The following is a 23,426-nucleotide window of genomic DNA, read 5'->3' as shown; positions in this document are numbered from 1 at the left end:
CATTTTCCGGTGGATGGCGGCAAAATGCAACGCACAAAGGGGGAGATCGCCATGGCGACGACAGGTTATAAAATCTGGGTTCACGGCAGGGTGCAGGGCGTGGGCTTCCGTTATTACACCCAGGCGCAGGCGAACGCGCTGGGCGTCACCGGCTATGCGCATAATCTGGCCGATGGCAGCGTGGAGGTGCTGGCGGCGGGAGAACCGCAGCAGGTGGAGTCACTGATTGCGTGGCTGAAGGCGGGCGGACCGCCCAGTGCCCGGGTCGATAAGGTGCTGGTGGAGCCGCATCAGCTGGCGGAGCGGCCGACGCGGTTTACTACCGGGTGATCACAGACACTTCGCCGGTTTTGGCAGGCCAGCGATTTTAGTGGCCTGTTTGGCCGGACCTTCCGGAAACAGGCGAAACAGATAGCGGCTGTTGCCTTTCTCTTCGCCATATTTTTGCGCCATGGCTTTGACCAGCATGCGCACCGCCGGCGAGGTATTAAACTGCTGATAAAAATCACGCACAAAGTGCACCACTTCCCAGTGCGCTTCACTCATCTCAATCGCTTCCTGCTGGGCGATGGCCTGCGCCAGCGCTTCACTCCAGTCGGCGCTATTTTTCAGATAGCCTTCTGCATCAGTGGCAATCTCTTTACCGGCAAAAATCACATTATTTCCTCATATCGTCAGCGCGCCCATTGTAAAGGCGGCGGCGGATAAAAAGCAAAAACCCCGCCGGAGCGGGGTTTAACGGTGCGTGCTTTACGTCTTAGTCACGGTTGGCGAAGCCCAGCAGGCTCAGCAGGCTGACAAAGATGTTGTACAGCGAGACATACAGGCTGACGGTGGCGCGAATGTAGTTGGTTTCACCGCCCTGAATGATGTTGCTGGTTTCCCACAAAATGGCACCGGCAGAGAACAGAATAAACAGGGCGCTGATCGCCAGGTGCAGCGCAGGCAGCTGCAGGAAGATATTGGCAACCACAGCCACCAGCAGCACCACAAAGCCGGCCATCATCATGCCGCCAAGGAAAGACATGTCGCGACGCGTGGTCAGGACATAGGCGGAACAGCAGAAGAACACCAGCGCGGTGCCGCCCAGCGCCATGGCGATAACATCACCCATACCGGCGGTGAGGAACGAGCTGAGAATCGGACCGAGGCAGTAACCGAGGAAGCCGGTGAAGGCAAACGCGGCCAAAATACCCGCCGGACTGTTCGCCAGACGATAAGTCAGGAACATCAATCCGTAAAAGCCCACCAGCATCAGAATCAGTCCCGGCGAGGGCAGGGCGTAAACGGTGCTGAGTGTGGCGGTGACGGCGGAAAACGCCAGCGTCAGGCCAAGTAAGAAATAAGTATTGCGCAGCACTTTATGGGTGCTGAGTAGCGACTGCTGCTGTGACGAGCTAATTATTCTGTCCATCATGCGCTCCTGTTAGAGAGAGAACACCAAATATGGCCTGAGAATACGCAACGGTCAGAGGACAGAAAAGGCGTTTTACCCATCTTTACGCGATAAATTGCTGTTTCACTGAGCAGAATGACGATTAAGACGGCAAAAAAATCATTTTTGACTGTTTTTCAGGCGAACGAATCATTGGATGCTTTACATCGTTCGGGGGGATGTTTATAGTGCGCCTCATTGCGGAGGGGTGGCCGAGCGGCTTAAGGCAGCGGTCTTGAAAACCGCCGATGGGAAACCATCCGAGAGTTCGAATCTCTCCTCCTCCGCCACTTCACACTCTCGCAGTGTCAGGTGACAAAACGATTTCAGGAGGGATGGCCGAGTGGCTTAAGGCAGCGGTCTTGAAAACCGCCGATGGGAAACCATCCCAGAGTTCGAATCTCTGTTCCTCCGCCATATACGAGAAGCCCGCAGCGATGCGGGCTTTTTGCTTTTCTGCATTCCATTCTTCCGAAAAACATCCTGATGCTTTTCAATCCGCTGCCGTAACCCGACGGCTAACGTGTTTACTGCTATAGTCGATTCACGGTTTTTGCAAACATCTGGCGATTTTCTCAGGCGAGCTGAGTTACACTGTGCGGTAATTCGCTCTTTGGCGAGCTAATCGCTTGAATGCCAGAGTGTTTCCCTGATGAATTATGGAATAGGCACAATGATCAAGAAACTGAGTCTTTGCGCGCTGTCAGTGATTGCGGCGCTGCCGATGGGTATGAGCGCTTACGCTGCGGATGGCGACATGCAGCTGCAGCAGGTCCTGATGCTGAGTCGTCACAATCTGCGTGCTCCGCTGGCGAATAATGGCAGCGTGCTGGAGCAGGCGACGAAAAAAAGCTGGCCGCAGTGGGATGTGCCCGGTGGAGAGCTGACCACCAAAGGCGGCGTGCTCGAAGTCTATATGGGTAACTATACCCGTCAGTGGCTGGCCCAGCAGGGGCTGGTACAGAACGGTACCTGTCCGGACAGCAGCAACATTTTTGTCTATGCCAACAGCCTGCAGCGCACCGTGGCGACCGCGCAGTATTTTGTCACTGGCGCTTTCCCTGGCTGTGATATCGCGGTTACCCATCAGGATGCGATGGGCACCATGGACCCGATCTTCAATCCGGTCATCACCGATGGCAGCGAAGCGTTTAACAAGAAAGCGCTGGCGGCGATGACCGCAGCCAATGAGAAGCTGGCGCTGAAGCCGGCGTTTCAGCGGCTGGAAAAAATCGTGGATTACAAATCGGCTCCAGCCTGTAACGGCAAGAAGCAGTGCGATCTGAGCAGCGGCGACAACACCTTTAGCGCGGACAACGGCAAAGAGCCCGGCGTGAGTGGTCCGCTGAAAGTGGGTAACTCCCTGATCGATGCCTTTACGCTGCAGTATTACGAAGGTTTCCCGGCGGATCAGGTTGCCTGGGGACAAATCAAAACGCCAGAGCAGTGGAAAGAGCTGGCAGCGATCAAAAATGGCTATCAGGATGCGCTGTTTACCTCGCCGGAAGTGGCGCGTGACGTTGCCGCACCGCTGGTGGATTACATCCGTAGCCAGCTGGTCGATCAGGATAAAGCCACCGCGCCAAAAGTCACGCTGATGGTCGGACACGATTCGAATATCGCGTCATTGCTGAGCGCGCTGCAGGTTAAGCCATACGAGCTGCCGGGTAACGACGAGAAAACCCCGATTGGCGGCCAGGTGGTGTTTGAACGCTGGCACGATGCAAAGAACAACAAAGATCTGCTGAAAGTGGAGTATGTCTATCAGACGGCGGATCAACTGCGTAATGCCGATGTGCTGAGCCTGAAGAACCCACCGAAGCGCGTTACGCTGCAGCTGGCGGGGTGTGACACTGACGCCAACGGCTACTGCAGCTGGGATCAGTTCACCAGCGCGCTGAACAACGCGCTGCAGGGTACGCCGCTGCAGCCAGCCGCACCGGCACCGGCCGCACAGCCTGCTGCCGCGCCGGCAGCCAGCGATGACGCACAGGCCAAAGCGGATCAGGCCAGCGCAGATAAAGCGGCGGCTGACAAAGCCGCGGCTGATAAAGCTGCAGCGCAGAAAGCCGCTGACGCCAAAGCCGCTGAGGAAAAAGTGAAGGCGGACAAGGCCGCGGCGCAAAAAGCGGCGGACGACAAAGCCAAAGCTGAGAAGGCCAGCGCCCAGAAAGCGGCAGACGACAAGGCGAAAGCCGATGCGGCAGTGGCGCAGAAAGCGCAGGCTGATGCAACGCCGGCGAAGCCGGAGGCGGACGCTAAACCCGCGCAACAGCCGGCAGCAGCCAGCAACTAAAACGCCAGCAGGGTCGCCATGCACGGCGACCCTGCTGTGTTGTTACCGGCTGCGCATTGACGCGCACCGCAGTGAACCGAATAAAACCACCGTTCAGTTCAACGGTGGTTTCATGCCGCTTAACCGGCTACCACGACCAGTTTCTGGTTAGCAAACTCCTTCAGTCCGAGATCGGACAGTTCACGGCCATAGCCGGAGCGCTTCACGCCGCCGAACGGCAGCTCAGCCGCGGTATCGCTCTGCGAATTGATAAACACCATGCCGGTCTCAATCTGCGAAGCCATATTGCGCCCGCGCGCAATGTCCCGCGTCCACACGGAACCGCCCAAACCGTAGTGTGAGTCGTTGGCCAGCGCCACGGCAGCACGGTCGTCCGCCACCACATACACCTGCGCCACCGGGCCGAAAAACTCCTGATAGTAAGCCGGGTTATCCGGCGTCAGGCCGGTCAGGATGGTTGGCTGGTAGTAGCAGCCGACGCCGTCGATTACGCGTCCGCCGCATTCCACGCGTGCGCCATGCGCCACCGCCTCGTCCACCTGTTTCACCAGCCGGTCACGTGCATCCTGTGACGACAGCGGCCCCAGTGTGGTTTTTTCATCTAACGGATCGCCGGGCGTAGCGGATTGCAGCGCCGCGCTAAACTTAGCCATAAAGCGATCGGCAATCTTTTCATGCAGAATAAAGCGCTTCGCCGCGGTACATACCTGACCGCAGTTGCTCAGCCGCGCCTGCGCGCCCTGACGCACCGCTTCATCAATATCGGCATCGTCCAGCACCACAAACACATCGTTACCACCCAGCTCCAGCGTAGATTTTTTCAGGTGCTTACCGGCCTGCTCGGCCACCGCGCTGCCGGCGCGCTCTGAACCGGTGAGCGCCACACCTTGCACGCGCGGATCGGCAATCAGATCGGCCACCTGCTGGTTAGAGATAAACAGATTGGTCCACGCGCCCTGCGGCGCACCGGCTTCCAGCACCAGCTTTTCAAACACGTCGGCACAGTGCGGCACAATGTTGGCATGTTTCGCCAGCACCGGGTTGCCCAATGCCAGGTTCGGTGCCAGCACGCGCATCAGCTGATAATACGGGAAATTCCACGGCTCGACGGCCACTACCACGCCAATCGGATGGTATTCGAGCCAGGCATCACCGACATCGCTGGGATAGGGCTGTGCCTGTAACAGCCTTGCCGCGTGTTCGGCATAATAGCGCGCGATGCTGGCGCAGATTTTCACTTCGCCGCGGCTCTGGCCAATCAGCTTACCCATCTCTTTGCTGGCGATGGTGGCCAGCTCTTCGCTGTGCTGGTCGATCAACTCTGCCAGACGATGCAGCACCTGCAGACGCGGCTGAATATCGCCTTTGCTCCACGGCGAATGGTAGAGCGCATCGGCGGTGTGCAGCGCCTGCTGCGCGTAGCTGTCATCGTGTGATGGCCAGGTTTTCAGCAGCTGATTATTGGCCGGATTAATGCTTTGATAGGCTGACATAAAGGCTCCCTGACGGCTAAAAATGAGAAGGCGGGACATGCCCGCCTGTGCTTCAGATGTTTTTGCGTTCGACCGGCTTATCGTCCCACGTCAGGACGTCCTGGTCGGTTTTCTCAAACGCGCGGAATAACACCTCATCGCTGCCTTGCTGGCGCCAGATCTCTTCGGCAAGCCGTTCGTCATAATTCGCCACTTCGAAAATTGCTTCAGCGATTTCCGGTGAGGTGTGACGTAAGGTCGCCCATTCGCCCACGTGGTGAGCTTTAAACTGTTCTGTTGCCATAACTCTCTCCTGTTGGGAATTTATCCTTTCAGTTTTACCGCCAGACCGGCGACGTATTGGCCCTGATAACGGGCAATTTCCAGTTCTTCCGCCGAGGGCTGGCGCGATCCGTCACCGCCCGCCAGCGTGGTTGCGCCATACGGCGTACCGCCACGCACCTGCGAAATATCAAACAACTCTTTGGTGCCGTAGCCGATGGGCACAATCACCATGCCGTGATGTGCCAGGGTGGTCCACACCGAGGTAATGGTCTGCTCCTGACCGCCGCCGGTGCCGGTAGACGCAAACACGCTGGCAATCTTGCCGTACAGCGCGCCAGAGGCCCACAGGCCGCCGGTGCGGTCCCAGAAATTACGCATCTGACCGGACATGTTGCCGAAGCGCGTCGGGGTGCCGACGATGATGGCATCGTACTGCGGCAGGTCGTCCGGTTTGGCTTCCGCCGCCGGCTGGTTAACCTTCCCGCCGACCTGAGCAAACCGTTCGGCATCCATACTTTCCGGCACGCGCAGAATGGTGACTTCGGCACCGCTCACGCTCTTCGCACCGTCCGCCACTGCGTTAGCCATGGTTTCGATATGTCCATACATGGAGTAATAAAGCACCAGAATTTTTGCCATCGTGTTTTCATCCTGTGGTGTAAGGAACAGAAAGAAGTATAGAAGAGGCTGCGCGCTATGCTGGTCAGCCGTTGAACAGTCACGGAGATCGCGCTGCGACTTCTGCCGCTAACCGCTTGTTTTTCAGCTGAATATCTCGCCATAAAAACGATGCTAAGCGGTTTATCTGTTGCAAAGTATGAATATGTGCCTGATTGTGCGCATCCATTGGCTATGCTTTAAGCGGGTGTGGCGAGATAGTGCGCACCTGACCTGACACTGTTAGCGCAGTGAAATGTCTTCACCACCTATGCTCAATACCTGGAGGAAATGATGGCTCAACATCGTGGAGGATCAGGCAACTTCGCGGAAGATCGCGAAAGGGCCGCGGAAGCGGGTCGAAAAGGCGGTAAAAACAGCGGCGGGAATTTCAGAAATGATCCGCAGCGTGCTGCCGAAGCAGGTGAAAAGGGGGGACGCAGCCGCGCAAAAAAATAGTGCGTCTGTGACGGTATCCCCGGCCGCCGGGTACGCCCGGCGGTTACAATGATTGCAATTTGCCCGGCTAATCAGCAAAAATGTGCGCCAGTCCTCTATTCTGGTGCATTATGTCTGCTTCCACTTCCCGCCTCAGCCTGCGTATTACGCGTCAGGAGCTGGTACTTATTTTTATCACGATGGTCTGGGGTGGCACCTTTCTGGTGGTGCATCGCGCCATGGCGCACTCGGGGCCGTTCTTTTTTGTCGGGCTGCGTTTTGCTACCGCCTCGCTGCTGCTGGCCTTTTTCTTTCGTCGCTATTTGCGTCACATTACCTGGCTGGAAATCAAAGCGGGTACGCTGATTGGCGTGGCGATTGCCGGTGGTTACGGACTGCAAACCTGGGGTATGCAAACCATTTCCAGCAGCCAGTCGGCGTTTCTGACGGCACTTTACGTGCCGGTAGTGCCGCTGTTGCAGTGGCTGTTTCTGCGCCGGCCGCCGGGCCTGATGGCGTGGCTGGGCATTTTGCTGGCGTTCACCGGTCTGGTGCTGGTGGCGGGTCCGCAGGATGGCAGCCTGACGCTGAATGCCGGTGAGATCGCCACGCTGCTCAGCACCCTCGCCATTGCCGCCGAGATCATTCTTATCAGCCGCTACGCCGGGCAGGTCGATGTGCGCCGCGTGACGCTGGTACAGCTGCTGGTGGCCTCGGCCTGCGCCTTCGTGCTGATGCTGCCCAACGGCGAATCTTTACCCACGCTATCGGCGCCGCTGCTGTTCAGCGCGCTGGGCCTCGGCGCGGCCAGCGCGATGATTCAGGTCACCATGAACTGGGCGCAGCGCAGCGTCTCGCCGACGCGCGCCACGGTGATTTATGCCGGCGAGCCGGTGTGGGCCGGTGTGGTCGGACGCATTGCCGGCGAACGGTTACCGGCGGCGGCGCTGCTGGGCGGCGCACTGATTGTCTGCGGGGTGATTGTCAGTGAACTGCGCATGCGGCGCAAAAAAGCGGTGCCGGAGCAGGCACCGCAGAAGCCTTAAGGCTGCGGGCGCGCCGCCGGCTGGGTCAGCGCGGCACTGCGTCGCTGCAGAATTGCATTGAGGATAATGGCACCGAAGGTGGCCGTGCCGATGCCGCCGAGGGTAAAGCTGCCAATCTTCAGCGCAAAATCCCCGGCGCCGAGCACCAGCGTGGTGGCCACCATAATCAGATTGCTGTTCTGGCTAAAATCGACATGGTTTTGCACCCAGATACGTGCGCCGGCCACGGCGATTAAGCCAAACACCACAATCGAGGCACCGCCAATCACCGGGCCGGGAATGGTGTGGATGAGCGCGCCGAACTTAGGCGAAAAGCCCAGCACCAGCGCAATCAGCGCTGCGGCGACAAACGCCAGCGTGGAGTAGACTTTGGTCACCGCCATCACGCCAATGTTTTCGGCATAGGTGGTGACGCCGCTGCCGCCGATGGAACCGGACAGCATGGTTGCCAGGCCGTCACCGACGAACGCGCGTCCCATCCACGGATCGAGATTGCGCCCGGTCATGCCCGCCACCGCTTTAATATGGCCGAGGTTCTCTGCCACCAGAATAATCGCCACCGGTGCGATCATCACGATTGCCTGCATATCAAATACTGGCGCGGTGGTGTGCGGCAGACCAAACCACGCGGCGCTGGCCACGCGGCTGAAATCCACCGGCTTGCCGAAGCCCATCACATTGGTCAGCAGAGCGTACAGCGCCCAGGCGACAATCAGTCCGACCAGAATCAGCAGCCGCTGCACCATGCCGCGGGTAAATACCGCCACCAGCCCGATGCACAGCACCGTCATCACCGCCATCCAGCTATCAAACATCGAGGCGGAGACGCTGTGCACCGCAATCGGTGCCAGATTAAGACCGATAGCCATCACTACCGCGCCGGTTACCACCGGTGGCATCAGCCGTTCAATCCAGCCGGTACCCACTTTCATCACCACCAGGCCAATCAGCGTGTAGAGCGCGCCGCAGGCAATAACGCCGCCCAGCGCCAGCGCCAGGTTGGGATTGAGCCCCTGACCGTTGAAGCCGGTAATGGCGATCACCACGCCGACAAACGCGGCGCTCGATCCGAGATAACTCGGCACGCGACCACCGGTAATGACAAAGAACAGCAGGGTGCCGATACCGGAAACCAGAATCGCCAGATTGGGGTCCAGCCCCATCAGCAGCGGCATCAGCACCGTTGCGCCAAACATTGCTACCGCATGCTGCAGGCCCAGCACGAACGTCTGCCCAAGCGGCAGGGTTTCGTCCGGGGCAATCAGCCCGTTATCGCTCATGGCTGACTTTTTCTGCCAGCGGGGGAACCAGGAACTCGCCATCGTCTTCTCCAGGGTAGTGGTCGAACCGGGCCGCACGGTGCGGCGTTAGCGGGCGTCCTGCCGTGAAAGGGCATGGTAGCGACGGTCAAACCACATCAGACCGGGCTGGGCATCATGGCGCTCCAGCGCCATCACGTTGCAAAACAGAATGTCGTGTGTCGCCACGCTGACGACCTGCGTGATGGTGCAGTCGAACGCCATCAGCGCCCCCTGCAGCAGCGGTGCGCCGCTGCGCTGCGTGTGCCAGCGGGCGGCGGCGAAACGTTCAGTCATCGGGGTTTTGCCGCCAAACAGCGTCGACAATGACTCCTGCCCGGCGGCCAGCGTGTTCACGCACAGCACGCCGTTATCGCGGAAAAGAGGCCACACCGACGCGTTGCGATTGAGACAAACCAACAGCGTCGGCGGCGTATCACTGACGCTGCACACCGCGGTGGCGGTAAAACCGGCGCGTCCGGCGGGACCGTCGGTGGTGATGATATTGACCGCCGCGCCCAGGCCGGACATGGCATCGCGGAAAGCCTGCTGGCTCACTTCGGGCAGCAGGGGCAGTTCATGTACGCTCATCATCGGCTCCGTGATTAGCTGGCGCGGCGAGCCGGCGTGGCGGTGTCCGCCAGCCAGCGCAGCAGCAGTGCATTGAAGTTGTCGGCATCGGTCACGCTCATGGCATGGCCGCCCCACGGCATCTCAATCAGGCTGCCGTTGGGCAGCGCCTGCGCCAGCTGCGGCGAGCAGCTCCACGGCACCAGCAGGTCATCCTGACTGCATATCGCCAGCACCGGCTGGGTGATTCGCGAGGCGTGCGGACGGAAATCGGCCGATTTCAGCGCGTGCAGACGCCGCAGCAGGTTCTCCATGCCCTGGAAATGCGCCACGTGATGTACATCCTCCGCGCTGATGCGTGACTGATGGCGTGCCAGCCATTCGGCCGGATAAAGAAATAGCGGCTGCGCGCGCACAAACGCTTCCACACCAACGTTGAGCAGCAGATCCTGGCGCACCTGGAAGCAGCGCTCGGTGTGGGCATTCAGCGCCAGCCAGCCGTTAATCACCACTACGCGTCCCACGCGCTGCGGATAATCGAGCGCCAGCTGCAGACCAATCAGCCCGCCAAGCGCATGGCCCACGATGTCATACTGTTCGATGCCGTGCTCCGCCAGCGCGTCGGCCAGTTCCGCCGCCATCATCGCCATGCTGTAACCTTCCGGCAGCGTATCGGGGCTGCGACCGGTGCCGCGCTGATCGTAGGTCACCACGCGATAGTGCGGCGTCAGTGCCGCCAGCTGCGGTTGCCAGAAAGCGGCCACGCCGCCCAGCCCGGACGACAGTACCAGCGTCGGCGCGTCGGGCGCGCTTAATCCCTGAATGTCCAGATGCATTACGCCTCCTGCCGGCCAATGTGTGCCACGCTGGCGATTTCAATCAGCGCATCGGGTTTCACCAGACCGCACTGAATACAGAAGCGCGCCGGTTTGTCGCCGGGGAAATAGTCGGCATATACCTGGTTTACTGCCGCGTAGTTGCTCCAGTCGGTGATAAAAATCGAGTTGAAAGTGACGTCCTGCAGGCTGCCACCGGCGGTCTCGATCACTTTTTTGATGGTTTCCAGCACGTGGCGGGTTTGCGCCGCCGCATCCCCGACGTGCACCACGTTGTTGTCGGCATCGAACGGCAGCGTACCGGAAACGTACACCACGCCATCGGCTAAAGTGCCGGGCACAAACGGAGCGATCGGCGTGGTGGTGCCGGGAGGAATAATCACTGTTTTAGGCATGACTCAGAGTCCTTATTATTAAGCGTGCAGGTGAAACGGCGGTTACGACTTCAGCGCCTCGCAGAAGGTGTCGGTATCGCTGACCCAGCCAAAAAAGGTTTCAATGTTGAACAGCGCCGCCTGCTGAGCAAACGACGGTCCAGCCTGATGGGTGGCATCGGCCAGCACCACGCCGAAATACTCGAGGAAAAAGCCGTCGCGCAGCGTCGATTCCACGCAGACGTTGGTGGCAATGCCGGTAAACACCAGATGACGAATACCGCGGCTGCGCAGCATGCTGTCGAGCGGCGTGTTGAAAAAGCCGCTGTAGCGCGGTTTGGGCAGCACGATATCGCCGGCTTGCGGCACCAGTTCATCCACCAGCGCATAATCCCAGCCGCCTTTTGCCAGCAGCGTGCCGTGCAGCTCCGGCCGCTGACGCATGGTTTTCAGCGCGTTGGATTTATGGAAATTAGGCGAACCGGCGTCACCGGCTTCGACATACTGATTATCCCAGCCGTTCTGGAACCAGATGATCTGCATCCCTGCCGCGCGGGCGGCGGTGACCGCCTGATGAATCCGGGCGATAACCGGCTGAGTGGCGGAGACATCAAACCCGGCCAGATCGAGATAGCCGCCCTGGCTGGCGTAGGCGTTCTGCATATCCACCACAATCAGCGCGCTTTGCGCCGGCGGCAGGGCGATGGCTTCCGGGCGCGCCGGCAGAGTCACTGCAGGCTGGCTGGTGCTGTGGGCACAAACGACGGTATTCATTATGCAACCTCCTTGTGGGCGTCAATCAGCGCGCGGCGGCACGCCATCAGCGGCTGGATACGTTCACCAAAATCTTCAATGCCCTGCAGGAAATCATCAAAGGTCAGCAGCACGCCTTCGGTGCCTTCCACCAGCGCCACTTCATCCAGCATGCGTGCCACGCTGGCATAAGAACCGACCAGCGTACCCATATTGATGTTGACGGCAGAGGTCGGATCCGCCATCTGGCGCACATTGGTGTCGCTGCCGGATTTGGTGTCCTGCTGGCTCTGCGTGGTGAGCCAGGCGAGGGCTTCCTCGTCAGCACCGGCTTTGTAGTGTTCCCATTTGGCGCGCGCGGCTTCGTCGCTTTCGGCGGCGATAATCATAAACAGCACGTAGGAACCGACGTCGCGCCCGGTTTTGTCCGCGGCCTGTTTCATGCGTGCGGCGGTGGGCGCAAAGGCGGTCGGGGTATTGACGCCCTTGCCGAAGCAGAAGTTGTAATCAGCGTATTGCGCCGAAAAGGCCATGCCGGCATCACTTTGACCGGCGCAAATCACCTTCATCGGCTTCTGCGGCTGCGGACTGACGCGACAGTCGTTCATGGTGAAGAACTCACCTTTGAAGTCGCTCTGACCAGTGCCCCACAGGTCGCGCAGCACCGTGACATACTCCGTCAGGTAGTTGTAGCGGCTGGCAAAATATTCATCGCCCGGCCACAGCCCCATCTGCTCATACTCCGGCTTCTGCCAGCCGGTCACCAGATTGACGCCGAAGCGGCCGCCGGAGATGGAGTCGATGGTGGCGGCCATGCGCGCCACGATGGCAGGCGGCAGCGTCAGGGTGGCGGCGGTGGCGTAGATTTCAATGCGTGAGGTCACCGCGGCCAGCCCGGCCATCAGGGTGAAGGACTCCAGGTTGTGGTCCCAGAATTCGGTTTTGCCGCCGAAGCCGCGCAGCTTAATCATCGACAGGGCAAAGTCGAAGTGATAGTGCTCAGCCTTGAGCACAATCGCTTTGTTGAGCTCAAAGGTCGGCTTGTATTGCGGGGCATGCGTGGAGATCAGCCAGCCATTGTTGCCAATCGGAACGAAAACGCCAATTTTCATGTGAAACCTCTCTGCATTGAACATGGATTGCTTCACGCGCTGCGTTGCTTCCTGCACGCATCCTGCGGGCGGCGCTCGATCACAAAATTGCAAAGCCTGTGCCACAATTTTAAAAGTGATACATAACAATCGGTTAAAATTAGCGACGTAGTAAATCCTGAGTGACTGGTCCAAAACAGACCATCTGGTCAAAACAAATTGCACGTTTTTCATGCGTCATCTGAGCGAAAAAGGTGCAGGGCACAGCATTAGGCAGGAAACAGGGCGTTTGTTATGATGCGATTTCGCAGGATGGAAGAGGTAACAGTGTGAAAAGCGATGAAAAAAAGCCAGGACGCCGATCGCGGGCCGTTGCGGCGAAACGGGCAGCTATTCTGGAAGCGGCATTGGCCTTCTTCTCGCAGTTTGGCATTCACGGCACCAGTCTGGATAAAGTGGCTGAGCGCGCGGACGTCTCAAAAACCAACCTGCTTTACTACTATCCGTCAAAAGAAGTGCTGTATGTGGCGGTACTGAAAGAGATTCTTGATGTGTGGCTGGCGCCGCTGCGTGCGCTGCGTCATGACCAGGATCCGCTGGTGGCCATCCGCAACTATATTCGTCTCAAGCTGGAAGTGTCGCGTGACCACCCGCAGGCATCGCGTCTGTTCTGTCTGGAGATGCTGCAGGGCGCGCCGCTGCTGAAGGGCGAGCTGGCGGGGGATTTAAAAGCGCTGGTGGATGACAAAGCGGCGATTATCGAACAGTGGATCGCCGAAGGGCGTATTGCCGGCGTGCAGCCGCAGCATCTGTTCTTTCTGCTGTGGGCGACCACGCAGCACTACGCTGATTTCGCGTCCCAGGTGGAAGCCATCACCGGCCAGACGCTAAACGATGCGGAATTTTTTGCCCAGACGCTGGATAACGTTCAGCGCATGATCATTGAAGGGATCCGCGTGCGCTGATCCCAGTGGCTGACCAGGAGAGTGCATGGATTCGCTATCACAACTAGCGCTGGGCGCGGCGGTGACCGTGGCCGTAATGGGCAAACGCGTGCCGCTGTGGCAGGCGGCGCTGGCGGGGGCGGTCGCGGGCACGCTGCCGGACCTCGACGTGTTTATCGACCACGGCGATGCCATCCGCAACATGACGCTGCACCGCACCGAGAGCCACGCGCTGCTGTGGCTGACGCTGGTGGCTCCGTTGCCCGGCTGGCTGGTGGCTGGCGCGACGCGCAGCCGGCAGCACTGGCGCGCCTGGTGCCTCGCCATCTGGCTGGCACTGATCACGCATCCGCTGCTGGACCTGACCACGGTGTACGGCACGCAACTCGGGCTGCCGCTGACCGATTACCCGTTCGCCATCGGCAGCATGTTCATCATCGATCCGCTCTACACGCTGCCGCTGCTGATCGCCCTGATCGTCGCACTGTGGCGGCGGGATGCGTGCGGGCTACGCTGGAATCAGGCCGGATTGCTCATCAGTACGCTGTACCTGGGCTGGAGCATGGTGGCGCAAAGTGTTGCTACCCGGCATATTGAGCACCAGCTGACGCAGCAGGCCGTGCAGCCGCAGCAACTGCTGGTGACGCCCACCGCGTTCAACACGCTGGTGTGGCGCACGGTAATTATCACGCCGCAGCGCTACGGGGAAGCCTGGTGGTCGCTACTGTCACCCGATCGTCCCTTACAGATTCGCTGGTACGATCGTCATCCCGCGCTTTTTGCCCCGTTTAAAGGCCAGTGGCACGCCGAACGCGTTGCGTGGTTCAGCCATGGATTTTATGCCATGCGCCAGCAGGGCAACGACACGCTGATCGTGGATTTGCGCATGGGGGAAGAGCCGGATTACACCTTTACCTTTAATCTCGGTCCCGCCGCAGCGCCGGCAGCAGCACCACAGCGGGAAGATTCGCTGCGGCCGTCGCTGGCGCAGGCGTGGCACAAATTCACAGAACGCTTATAACGAAAAAGGCCCGCATAACCGGGCCTGTTCGTTTAGGTGGATCAGGCTTTACGCCGGCGTAGCAGCCAGCCCATGGTCAGCACCACAAACCACAGTGGCGTCACCATCAGCGCCTGGCGGGTATCTTCCTGCAGGGTCAGCAGCACCAGCACAAAGGCAAAGAAAGCCATGCACACCCAGCACATCAGCTTGCCGAGTGGCATTTTGAAGCGTGACGCCGCATGACGCTGCGGATGCTGTTTGCGGTAGGCAAGGTAGCTGCACAGGATAATGGTCCAGACAAACATAAACAGAATCGCCGAAACCGTGGTCACCATGGTGAAGACCGTCATCACATCCGGAATCAGGTAGATCAACGCCACGCCAGCCAGCAGACACAGGCAGGAGAAGAACAGGCCGGTGGTCGGCACCGCGCGCGCCGAGAGACGGCCAAACGCCTTATGCGCCACGCCCTGTTCCGCCAGGCCATACAGCATGCGGCTGGTGGAGAAGATGCCGCTGTTGGCTGAGGAGGCCGCGGAGGTCAGCACCACAAAGTTAACGATGCTGGCAGCGGCCGGCAGGCCAATCAGCACAAACATTTCAACGAACGGACTGCGATCCGGCATGACCTGGTTCCACGGCGTCACCGCCATGATCACCAGCAGCGCCAGCACGTAAAACATGATGATGCGCAGCGGGATCGCGTTGATGGCGCGCGGCAGAACTTTATGCGGATCTTTGGTCTCCGCCGCCGCCGTACCCACCAGTTCAATGCCGACAAAGGCAAACACCGCAATCTGGAAGCCGGCAAAGAAACCGCTCAGCCCTTTCGGGAACATGCCGCCGTGATCCCAGATATTGCTCAGCGCCGCGTGGCTCCCGTTCGGCGAAGGGTAGTGCAGGCTGACCAGCACAATACCGGTGATGATTAACGCCACGATGGCGACGATTTTGATAATGGCGAACCAGAACTCCATCTCGCCAAACAGTTTCACCGTGGCAATGTTCAGAGCAAGGAAAACAAACACGCACAGCAGCGCGCTCATCCAGATCGAGAAGTCCGGGAACCACAGCTGGAAATAGGCGCTGATCGCCACCACGTCGGCGATGCCGGTCACCACCCAGCAGAACCAGTAAGTCCAGCCGGTGAAATAACCGGCCCACGGACCGAGCAGATCGGCGGCAAAGTCGCTGAAGGATTTGTACTCAAGGTTGGAGAGCAGCAGCTCACCCATGGCGCGCATCACAAAGAACAGCATAAAACCGATGATCATATAGACGAAGATGATCGACGGACCCGCCAGACTGATGGTTTTACCGGAGCCCATGAACAGACCGGTGCCAATGGCACCGCCGATGGCGATAAGCTGGATGTGACGGTTATGCAGGTTGCGCCGGAGTTTTTCCGGCTGTTCGGCCTCAATGGGCGCCGCTTTAGATTGATCAACCATAAAAATATCTTTCCTGTCTTGATGTTGTGTCAGCTCTGCTGGCTGTAGAATAACGTGCTGTTGCACAGGGCAAGAGGGCATAAGATAGAGGAAAGGCGGCCACTCTCGGTAATGGTTTTTAAACCTTTGTGCCCTTTTGCGTGCTTTACCGTGTCAGTAAATATTTACATGGCGCGCCGTGCCGTCATTTTGCGTAAATGTTCTGCAAATGAGCCGCTTGCACCACGCAGCGCTGCGCAGGGTTCTACACTTGTCATTTCGATGAACCCGGAAAAAGTGAGGCAGCGTGCGCGCATTGCTCGCGATAGTGCTGCTGGCCCTGTGCGGCTGGTGGAGTTTACCCTGGCTGAAAACCCATCTGCCGCCGCAGTGGAATCCGTTTATACCGCTCCAGGTTACCGATCCGCCGGGCTGGATGACGCGCTATAAGCTGCAGCGGCTGAGCAGCGATCCGGCCGCGTGTCTGGCGGTGATGCGCGCGGCCAGCGCGCAGGGCAGAATCAGTTTCCGTGAGGTGCCGCCGCTGCAGGGCGATTGTCCGATTGATCAACCGCTGCGCATCAGCCGCTTCGGTGAGGTCACGCTGAGCAGCAGTTTTCTTGCCAGCTGTCCGATGGCGGTGGCCAGCACGCTGTATGTTACGCGCAGCAATGCGGCGCTGCAGCAGGCCGGCATTACCTCGCCGCTGCGCCGCATCGCGCATGTTGGCAGTTACGCCTGCCGCAATATTTATCACCGCCAGGAAGGACGCCGCAGTGAACACGCGACGGCGGAGGCGTGGGACATCACGGGGTTTCAGCTGGCGGATGGGCGCTGGCTACAGGTAGGCAAAAACTGGCAGCAACCGCCGCAGGCCGCTGCCGGTTTGCACGCGTTATGGCGCAACGGCTGTGCCAGCTTCGGTAATGCGCTGGGGCCGGATTACAATGCGGCGCATGCCAGCCATTTCCACCTTGGCATGCGCGGCGCAGGCTTTTGTCGCTAAACTACACCGCCGGGTTTAATCCGCGTTTGATGAGGAAATGATTTGCCGGCCAGGAGAAAATAAATCCGGTGAGCATCGCCAGCTGTAACATAAACCAGAAGGCGCTGAGCAGGGGATTGAGCTGTTGATTAAGCACATATTTTAGGGCCAGCGTCATAAAGATAAAGATTCCCGTTTGATAAATCAGCAGCGGAAAGGTTTCTGTTTTCAGCGCTAATAATAACGTACGGACAATAGAAAGTTGTTCCCGCTGGCGAATGGCCAGAAACTGAAAAAATAATCCCGCCAGTAACGAAATCATCACGCAAATAACCGCCTGTAACCACAGCGCGGGGCTAATTGCAAAATGCTTGAGCAGAGTGACTATTGGCAGGGTGATGATGTCGCCGAATATACAGGCGGCGGCAGAGAGCGAGGTGGAAATAAAAATGGTTTGCCAGCTGGCATAACCGGTTAATCCGGATGGCAGCAGCAGCGCCAGTTTTCGCTGACGTGACGGTTTACGCCCGAGATACCACCATGCCAGCCAGCCGAAAAACGGCATGTAAAGCCCGGTGAGCGGCCAGATGATATTCATGACCGCCAGCGGATGCGGGTGACGCAACAGATCTTTAGCGATCATCAGGGCGGTACACATGCCCACGACCAGAAAGGGTAATGCCAGCTGGTTTAACATAGTCAGTCCCACTCAGTTTGCTGAAATCGCGCCAGCCTGCGGAGCTATGCTGGTGCCTGCCACCTTGCGCCTCTGCTAAAGCGTAGCTGGAAAAGACGGTGCCGGAAATGTCTGCCACAGGTGCAAAGCAGGGAAACACTGCAGAAATAACTGGAATTAAGCCGCGCTGCGGACTTAATCAGCAGGAAGATTATGACGGGCGGTATAAAAAAGGGGAATGGCAAAGATAATAGCGATTAATGATGAGGCGAATGTTTTATCTGCGAAGTCTGGCGTTTAATCAACAGGACGATTGAAAATTCTTCAGAAAAATCTTATTCTGATTCGCACGACTTATCATCCTGATGGTGCTGCTGGCAAACGCACCATAGTTTAATTTCTCATTTGGGTAACATATTGACAACAAGGTAGTTATCACTTTTTGCCCGCAATGCCGCTCTGGTTTCAATCAATATTTTTTCTCTGGTTAATTTATTTTTTACATTAATCGGCACAGATATCCTGTTATGAATAAGGCGTGAAACAGCGCCAGGGCAATAATGACCATCGATAATTATTTCGTCTGGCGAGGCGAAACTGAAAAAGAATTTCAGGCGCTTTCCGAAGTGCTGCAATTGAAATCGCTGCTGCAAAAACATGTTGAGGCCCTTGGATTTGATGCTTTTGCCTTTTTGGTACAGCATCCGGTGCCTTTTACCCGACCGCGTATTTTTCTCTTTAGCACCTATCCGCAGAGCTGGGTGAAACGCTACGAGAGTGAAAATTACTATGCGGTGGATCCGGTGTTAATGCTCTGCCAGCAGCCCGGTCGCGGCGTGGAGTGGACGCGTGATTTATTTACCGGCGCAGGCAATTTATGGGCAGAAGCCAATGCAGCAGGGCTGGTAAGTGGCTTTTCATGCTCGGCAATGGCGCTAAATCGTGCCATTGGTATATTATCTATAGCATCGCAACAACCCAGCCAGACCCAGCACAGACGCGTTGAGCTGGAGGTGCAACTGCACTTCCTGGCGGAACTGAGTTTGCGTGTGCTGGACCGTCTGAATGACGGCTCAATGGTGGTGTTATCGAATGATTTTAGTCAGCGCGAGCTGGAAATATTGAAATGGACAGCGGAGGGAAAAACCTCAGCCGAAATTTCCCTCATTCTGGCTATTTCTGAACACACGGTAAATTTTCACCAAAAGAATATGCAAAAGCGTTTTAATGTTTCCAATAAAACGCAGATTGCCTGTTATGCCGCAGCCATCGGCCTGATATAGCGAAAAGGCAACTACTAATTTTAGTAGTTCCTAAGCCGCAGTCAGTTGTCTACCCTGCGCCGGAAACTCCGCCAGGCTGGCGCTTAATAAATCATTGCAAACATGGGGATGTCAGGGGCGCATGATGAAAATAATTCAAACACAGCTAAAGGATATGCCGTCCTCTTTGCTGGCCGAGTTGGGCACCTATCGTTACAGCGTCTTTGCGCGTGGCGAGGGCTGGTCAATTCCGCCGCGACTCAGCACGCCGGGACAGGAGTACGATCGCTTCGATCGTTCCGATGTCACCTGGCTGATTGCCTGGACTGCGCGTCAGGGCATTTGTGGCTGCGCACGTCTGTTACCGTGGCACGAGCCGGAAGTGCCGGAGGGCATGGTGCTGCCTTTTGACCAGCAAAAAGTGTGGGAAATGTCGCGCTATTCGGCCCGCCTTGAAGTGGATGCCGAACTGCCGCTGAACATCTTATGGCATTCGGTACAGCTGGCAGAGCTGAGCGGGATGGAGTATTTGATCAGTTCGGCAACGCCGATGCTGGAGAAAATGTTTGAGCAGCATCAGGTGGTGTACGAGCCGCTCTCGCCGGGACTGATCCAGTCAGAAGACAATCTGTTTGCCATTCGTATTCCGGTGCAGCAGCCGGCGCTGGCGGAGAAGTATCGCGGCACGCGTCGCTTCAGTCCGGAAGAAGTGCTGCCCTCGCTGGGCGTGTCGGTCAACTGGCAGTCACACAGCTAACGCCCCGCGCAGGATGCGCAGGGCACGCCGCTTACTGACGGTAGGCGGTTTTAATCTGGCGGATGGTGTTGCTGAACACCTCGGCCTGCGGTTTATCGGCCAGCGCGGACTGAACGTAGCGCTCCATGTTGATGATCACCTTACCGGCATCAGCCTGGCCCATGCCTTTCAGGATCAGCGTCACCATCATTTTCAGGCAGGCGACTTCATCCGCCAGCGCCTGGGTATCGCGCGATGTTACGAAATCTTCATCACTCATCATTATCTCCTTTGTGGAATGACCTTGTGCGCACACATTCTTCCCGTGCATAAAAAACAGAGTATATCATACGCTTGATGGAAGAATTTAGGCCACATCATCGACCCGCGCGCAGAGGGTTAATTAATTGCACCGTTCGCTATTTTTTGTGCGCAAAAAACTTCCACGGAAAGATTATTTTTTTGTGCTACGGGCGGGAAGAAGCGAAGGCGGGTTATAAATTATAACTTAATGATATTAGTCACATTTTAACAATTTTATTCCAGTATGGTATTGCATCAGCTAAAAAAAACAATCACTGCTGCCTGCTATTTGACATGGGTCATTGGTTTTGAGATTTATCTGGCGCCCCTGATGTTCTTTCCACGCGAAACCCGGTAAGATAACGCCCCTGAAATATATTTTCCCCCACTAACCTGCGGAGTACGTCCCGTTGATCAGCCTGCTTCTTGTTGATGACCATGAACTGGTACGCGCCGGTATTCGTCGCATACTGGAAGATATGAAGGGACTGGTGATTGCCGGGGAAGTTGCCTGTGGTGAAGATGCGGTAAAATGGTGCCGCACTCATCCTGTGGATGTGGTGCTGATGGACATGAACATGCCCGGTATTGGCGGACTGGAGGCGACGCGCAAAATCGTGCGCTTCAATCCGGATATCCGCATCATCATGCTGACTATCCACACCGAAAATCCCCTGCCAGCGAAAGTCATGCAGGCCGGTGCGGCAGGTTATCTCAGCAAAGGGGCGGCGCCGCAGGAAGTGGTCAGCGCCATTCGCTCGGTGCACGCCGGTCAGCGTTACATTGCCTCTGATATCGCTCAGCAGATGGCGCTGAGCCAGATTGAGCCGCAGCGCGCCGAATCACCGTTCAGCTGTTTGTCGGAAAGGGAATTGCAGATTATGCTGATGATTACCCGAGGGCAAAAGGTGACGGAGATTTCCGAGCAGCTTAACCTGAGCCCGAAAACCGTTAATAGCTATCGCTATCGCATGTTCAGCAAGTTGAACATCAGTGGTGACGTAGAGTTAACGCATCTGGCCATACGTCATGGCCTGTTCAATGCGGAGCCGTTAATCAGTAGTGAGTGACGTTTTCAATCCAAAAGCCTTTCTCAGCACCGTGACCAGTCAGCCCGGCGTCTACCGCATGTATGACGCGACAGGCACGGTGATCTATGTTGGTAAAGCCAAAGACCTTAAAAAACGCCTGAGCAGCTATTTCCGCACGCAGGTGGGAAGCCGTAAGACCGAAGTGCTGGTCAGCAACATCCATAATATTGATGTCACGGTCACCCATACGGAGACCGAAGCGCTGCTGCTGGAGCACAACTACATCAAGTTGTATCAGCCGCGCTACAACGTGCTGCTGCGCGATGATAAGTCGTACCCCTATATTTTCCTTAGCGGCGATCCGCATCCGCGCCTGGCGATGCACCGCGGTGCCAAACACGCCAAAGGCGAATACTTTGGTCCGTTTCCCAACGGCTATGCGGTGCGTGAAACCCTGGCGCTGCTGCAAAAGGTGTTTCCGATTCGCCAGTGCGAGAACAGCGTCTACCGCAATCGCTCGCGTCCGTGTCTGCAGTATCAGATTGGCCGTTGCCTCGGCCCCTGCGTCGCCGGCCTGGTGAGCGAAGAGGAATATGCGCAGCAAACCGACTATGTGCGGCTGTTTCTGGCCGGTAAAGACGATCAGGTAATTAATCAGCTGGTGCAGCGTATGGAGCAGGCCAGCGTGGGCCTGCGCTTTGAAGAGGCGGCGCGCCTGCGGGACCAGATTCAGGCGGTGCGGCGGATTACAGAGAAACAGTTCGTCTCCAATCAGGGCGATGATCTCGACGTGATGGGCGTGGCCTATGACGCCGGCATGGCCTGTCTGCACGTGCTGTTTATCCGGCAGGGCAAAGTGCTGGGCAGCCGCAGCTATTTCCCGAAGGTGCCGGCGGACACAGAACTCACCGAAGTGGTACAGACGTTTGTCGGACAGTTTTATCTGCAGGGCAGCGAAGCGCGTACCTTACCGGCGGACATCCTGCTGGACTTCAATCTGCCTGAGCGGGAACTGCTGGCCGCATCGCTGAGCGAACTGGCCGGGCGCAAAGTTAGCATTCAGAGCAAACCGCGCGGCGACCGTGCACGCTACCTGAAGCTGGCGCGCACCAATGCCGCCACGGCGCTGACAACGCGGCTGGCGCAGCACTCGACCATCCAGCAGCGTCTGGCGGCGCTGGCGGCGTTCCTCAAACTGGAGCAGATTAACCGCATGGAGTGTTTCGACATCAGCCACACCATGGGCGAACAGACCATCGCGTCCTGCGTGGTGTTCAATCGTGACGGCCCGTTGCGCGCTGACTATCGTCGCTACAACATTGAAGGAATTACCCCCGGTGATGACTACGCGGCGATGAATCAGGTGCTGCGCCGTCGTTACGGCAAGGCGCTGGAACCGGAAAAGATCCCGGATGTGATCCTGATCGATGGCGGTAAAGGGCAGCTGGCGCAGGCGCAGCAGGTGTTTGCGGAACTGGATGTGCCATGGGATAAAAACCGGCCGATTCTGCTCGGCGTGGCAAAAGGCAGCGACCGTAAAGCCGGCCTGGAAACGCTGTTCTTTGCGGCGGAAGGCGAGGGCGTTTCACTGCCGCCGGACTCGCCGGCGCTGCATGTTATCCAGCACATTCGTGACGACGCTCACAATCATGCAATTTCGGGCCACCGGAAAAAACGCGCCAAAGTGAAGAACACCAGCGCGCTGGAGAGCATCGAAGGCGTCGGACCCAAACGGCGTCAGCAGCTGCTGAAGTACATGGGCGGCCTGCAACCGCTGATGAATGCCAGCGTCGATGAGATCGCTAAAGTACCGGGTATCTCCTTCGCCCTGGCGGAAAAAATCTACTACTCGCTGAAACACTAACATTGAAACAGGGTGGGCAATGTAGGAACATACGTTAAATCCTACTCACACCAGACAGTTACTGGCATATGCAATTTAACATTCCGACGTGTCTTACCCTGTTTCGAGTTGTTCTGATCCCGTTCTTCGTGCTGGCGTTCTATCTGCCATTTCACTGGGCTCCCTTCGCGACGGCGCTGCTGTTTGTCATTGCTGCGGTCACTGACTGGTTTGATGGCTTCCTCGCGCGTCGCTGGAAGCAGACAACACGTTTTGGTGCCTTTCTCGATCCGGTCGCTGACAAAGTGATGGTGGCGATGGCGCTGGTGCTGGTCGCCGAGTATTTCCACGCCTGGTGGATCACGCTGCCGGCCGCCACCATGATCGCCCGTGAAATCATTATCTCAGCCTTACGTGAGTGGATGGCGGAGATTGGCAAGCGCAGCAGCGTGGCGGTGTCGTGGATTGGCAAAGTGAAGACCACGGCGCAGATGCTGTCGCTGGTGGCGCTGCTGTGGCGTCCGGACGCGACCGTAGTGGGTGTTGGCGTGGTGGCGTTGTACATCGCAGCGGTGCTGACTTTCTGGTCAATGTTCCAGTATTTAAGCGCGGCACGCGGCGATTTGCTCGATAGCTGATCGATGCGATTTAAAAAGCAGCAA

General features: G+C 57.6%; 26 protein-coding genes and 2 tRNA genes. 14 read left to right on the top strand and 14 right to left on the bottom strand.

Features of this window, described 5'->3' with window-relative positions; translation table 11 throughout:
* Positions 1–51: 51 nt before the first annotated feature.
* The gene (gene yccX, locus C1N60_RS12855; protein ID WP_058775394.1) at positions 52–330 is read left to right on the top strand and encodes an acylphosphatase; all 279 of its coding nucleotides are present in this window, start codon (positions 52–54) and stop codon (positions 328–330) included.
* Here the strand turns inward: yccX and tusE are convergent, their stop codons facing one another.
* Together tusE and yccA are read right to left on the bottom strand one after the other, a co-directional pair.
* Positions 331–657, bottom strand: a complete 327-nt coding sequence (tusE, locus tag C1N60_RS12850; RefSeq protein WP_010616552.1) for a sulfurtransferase TusE — start codon at positions 655–657, stop codon at positions 331–333. It lies immediately after the preceding gene.
* Positions 658–757: 100 nt separating this feature from the next.
* Positions 758–1,414 carry an FtsH protease modulator YccA gene (gene yccA, locus C1N60_RS12845; protein WP_021508295.1) on the bottom strand — a complete coding sequence of 219 codons (657 nt, stop codon included), beginning with the start codon at positions 1,412–1,414 and terminating at the stop codon, positions 758–760.
* 223 nt (positions 1,415–1,637) lie between these two features.
* On the opposite strand from yccA, the gene C1N60_RS12840 reads away from it, so the two are divergent.
* The 3 genes from C1N60_RS12840 (at position 1,638) to agp (ending at position 3,731) form a co-directional block, all read left to right on the top strand.
* A tRNA-Ser gene (locus C1N60_RS12840) sits at positions 1,638–1,725 on the top strand.
* A gap of 39 nt (positions 1,726–1,764) precedes the next feature.
* Positions 1,765–1,852, top strand: a tRNA-Ser gene (locus C1N60_RS12835).
* 256 nt (positions 1,853–2,108) lie between these two features.
* Positions 2,109–3,731 (top strand): bifunctional glucose-1-phosphatase/inositol phosphatase, encoded by a 1,623-nt coding sequence (gene agp, locus C1N60_RS12830; RefSeq protein WP_394520936.1) that lies wholly within the window; start codon positions 2,109–2,111, stop codon positions 3,729–3,731.
* 119 nt (positions 3,732–3,850) lie between these two features.
* Here agp and C1N60_RS12825 read toward each other — a convergent pair whose 3' ends face one another.
* From C1N60_RS12825 to wrbA, 3 genes are read right to left on the bottom strand one after another with little or no spacing between them, the layout of a single operon-like run.
* Entirely contained in the window at positions 3,851–5,224 is a 1,374-nt protein-coding gene (locus C1N60_RS12825; protein WP_394516706.1) for an NAD-dependent succinate-semialdehyde dehydrogenase, read from the bottom strand.
* Positions 5,225–5,276: 52 nt separating this feature from the next.
* On the bottom strand, positions 5,277–5,507 hold the full coding sequence (locus C1N60_RS12820; protein ID WP_021508292.1) for a YccJ family protein: 231 nt from the start codon (positions 5,505–5,507) through the stop codon (positions 5,277–5,279).
* A 20-nt stretch (positions 5,508–5,527) separates the two neighbouring features.
* Entirely contained in the window at positions 5,528–6,127 is a 600-nt protein-coding gene (wrbA, locus tag C1N60_RS12815) for an NAD(P)H:quinone oxidoreductase (RefSeq protein ID WP_021508291.1), read from the bottom strand.
* A gap of 312 nt (positions 6,128–6,439) precedes the next feature.
* Here wrbA and C1N60_RS12810 point away from each other — a divergent pair, with 312 nt between their 5' ends.
* A complete protein-coding gene (locus tag C1N60_RS12810; RefSeq protein WP_010616548.1) occupies positions 6,440–6,604 on the top strand; it encodes a con-10 family general stress protein in 165 nt (54 codons plus the stop codon).
* Between the two features lie 110 nt (positions 6,605–6,714).
* Entirely contained in the window at positions 6,715–7,629 is a 915-nt protein-coding gene (locus C1N60_RS12805; protein ID WP_394520934.1) for a DMT family transporter, read from the top strand.
* Here C1N60_RS12805 and rutG read toward each other — a convergent pair.
* From rutG to rutA, 6 genes are read right to left on the bottom strand one after another with little or no spacing between them, the layout of a single operon-like run.
* Complete coding sequence (rutG, locus tag C1N60_RS12800) at positions 7,626–8,951, bottom strand: pyrimidine utilization transport protein G (protein WP_211726471.1); 1,326 nt, start codon at positions 8,949–8,951, stop codon at positions 7,626–7,628. The genes C1N60_RS12805 and rutG overlap by 4 nt on opposite strands.
* Positions 8,952–8,996: 45 nt before the next feature.
* Entirely contained in the window at positions 8,997–9,518 is a 522-nt protein-coding gene (gene rutF, locus C1N60_RS12795) for an NADH-dependent FMN reductase RutF (RefSeq protein WP_058769583.1), read from the bottom strand.
* Positions 9,519–9,532: 14 nt separating this feature from the next.
* On the bottom strand, positions 9,533–10,333 hold the full coding sequence (gene rutD, locus C1N60_RS12790; protein ID WP_241797793.1) for a pyrimidine utilization protein D: 801 nt from the start codon (positions 10,331–10,333) through the stop codon (positions 9,533–9,535).
* Positions 10,333–10,728, bottom strand: a complete 396-nt coding sequence (rutC, locus tag C1N60_RS12785; protein ID WP_021508286.1) for a pyrimidine utilization protein C — start codon at positions 10,726–10,728, stop codon at positions 10,333–10,335. The genes rutD and rutC overlap by 1 nt, the downstream gene beginning before the upstream one ends.
* A gap of 42 nt (positions 10,729–10,770) precedes the next feature.
* Entirely contained in the window at positions 10,771–11,481 is a 711-nt protein-coding gene (gene rutB, locus C1N60_RS12780) for a pyrimidine utilization protein B (protein WP_058769585.1), read from the bottom strand.
* Positions 11,481–12,572 (bottom strand): pyrimidine utilization protein A, encoded by a 1,092-nt coding sequence (gene rutA / locus C1N60_RS12775; protein WP_058759710.1) that lies wholly within the window; start codon positions 12,570–12,572, stop codon positions 11,481–11,483. The genes rutB and rutA overlap by 1 nt, the downstream gene beginning before the upstream one ends.
* A 308-nt stretch (positions 12,573–12,880) precedes the next feature.
* On the opposite strand from rutA, the gene rutR reads away from it, so the two are divergent.
* Both rutR and C1N60_RS12765 read left to right on the top strand, forming a co-directional pair.
* Positions 12,881–13,516, top strand: coding sequence for an HTH-type transcriptional regulator RutR (gene rutR, locus C1N60_RS12770; RefSeq protein WP_031279844.1), 636 nt, complete (start codon positions 12,881–12,883; stop codon positions 13,514–13,516).
* A 25-nt stretch (positions 13,517–13,541) separates the two neighbouring features.
* Complete coding sequence (locus tag C1N60_RS12765) at positions 13,542–14,516, top strand: metal-dependent hydrolase (protein ID WP_264239590.1); 975 nt, start codon at positions 13,542–13,544, stop codon at positions 14,514–14,516.
* Between the two features lie 41 nt (positions 14,517–14,557).
* Here C1N60_RS12765 and cycA read toward each other — a convergent pair whose 3' ends face one another.
* Positions 14,558–15,949: a D-serine/D-alanine/glycine transporter gene (gene cycA, locus C1N60_RS12760; RefSeq protein ID WP_021508281.1), complete on the bottom strand. Its 1,392-nt coding sequence runs from the start codon at positions 15,947–15,949 to the stop codon at positions 14,558–14,560.
* A gap of 286 nt (positions 15,950–16,235) precedes the next feature.
* Between cycA and C1N60_RS12755 the strand changes: the two genes are divergently transcribed.
* Positions 16,236–16,934, top strand: coding sequence for an extensin-like domain-containing protein (locus tag C1N60_RS12755; protein ID WP_394520933.1), 699 nt, complete (start codon positions 16,236–16,238; stop codon positions 16,932–16,934).
* Between the two features lies 1 nt (position 16,935).
* Here C1N60_RS12755 and C1N60_RS12750 read toward each other — a convergent pair whose 3' ends face one another.
* Positions 16,936–17,610 carry a DUF4396 domain-containing protein gene (locus C1N60_RS12750; protein ID WP_059008910.1) on the bottom strand — a complete coding sequence of 225 codons (675 nt, stop codon included), beginning with the start codon at positions 17,608–17,610 and terminating at the stop codon, positions 16,936–16,938.
* A gap of 539 nt (positions 17,611–18,149) precedes the next feature.
* Here C1N60_RS12750 and sdiA point away from each other — a divergent pair.
* On the top strand, positions 18,150–18,872 hold the full coding sequence (gene sdiA / locus C1N60_RS12745; RefSeq protein ID WP_021508278.1) for a transcriptional regulator SdiA: 723 nt from the start codon (positions 18,150–18,152) through the stop codon (positions 18,870–18,872).
* A 124-nt stretch (positions 18,873–18,996) separates the two neighbouring features.
* Positions 18,997–19,608 (top strand): acyl-homoserine-lactone synthase, encoded by a 612-nt coding sequence (locus tag C1N60_RS12740; RefSeq protein ID WP_031279842.1) that lies wholly within the window; start codon positions 18,997–18,999, stop codon positions 19,606–19,608.
* A 31-nt stretch (positions 19,609–19,639) separates the two neighbouring features.
* Here C1N60_RS12740 and C1N60_RS12735 read toward each other — a convergent pair whose 3' ends face one another.
* Positions 19,640–19,867 carry a DUF2594 family protein gene (locus tag C1N60_RS12735; protein ID WP_010616664.1) on the bottom strand — a complete coding sequence of 76 codons (228 nt, stop codon included), beginning with the start codon at positions 19,865–19,867 and terminating at the stop codon, positions 19,640–19,642.
* 433 nt (positions 19,868–20,300) lie between these two features.
* On the opposite strand from C1N60_RS12735, the gene uvrY reads away from it, so the two are divergent.
* The 3 genes from uvrY (at position 20,301) to pgsA (ending at position 23,402) form a co-directional block, all read left to right on the top strand.
* Complete coding sequence (uvrY, locus tag C1N60_RS12730; RefSeq protein ID WP_021508277.1) at positions 20,301–20,960, top strand: UvrY/SirA/GacA family response regulator transcription factor; 660 nt, start codon at positions 20,301–20,303, stop codon at positions 20,958–20,960.
* On the top strand, positions 20,953–22,785 hold the full coding sequence (gene uvrC, locus C1N60_RS12725; protein WP_021508276.1) for an excinuclease ABC subunit UvrC: 1,833 nt from the start codon (positions 20,953–20,955) through the stop codon (positions 22,783–22,785). The genes uvrY and uvrC overlap by 8 nt, the downstream gene beginning before the upstream one ends.
* Positions 22,786–22,853: 68 nt before the next feature.
* Positions 22,854–23,402: a CDP-diacylglycerol--glycerol-3-phosphate 3-phosphatidyltransferase gene (pgsA, locus tag C1N60_RS12720; RefSeq protein WP_021508275.1), complete on the top strand. Its 549-nt coding sequence runs from the start codon at positions 22,854–22,856 to the stop codon at positions 23,400–23,402.
* Positions 23,403–23,426 lie beyond the last annotated feature (24 nt).

The organism is Pantoea sp. SGAir0184, from assembly GCF_043544755.1.
This window is presented reverse-complemented; position numbering and strand designations above follow the sequence as displayed.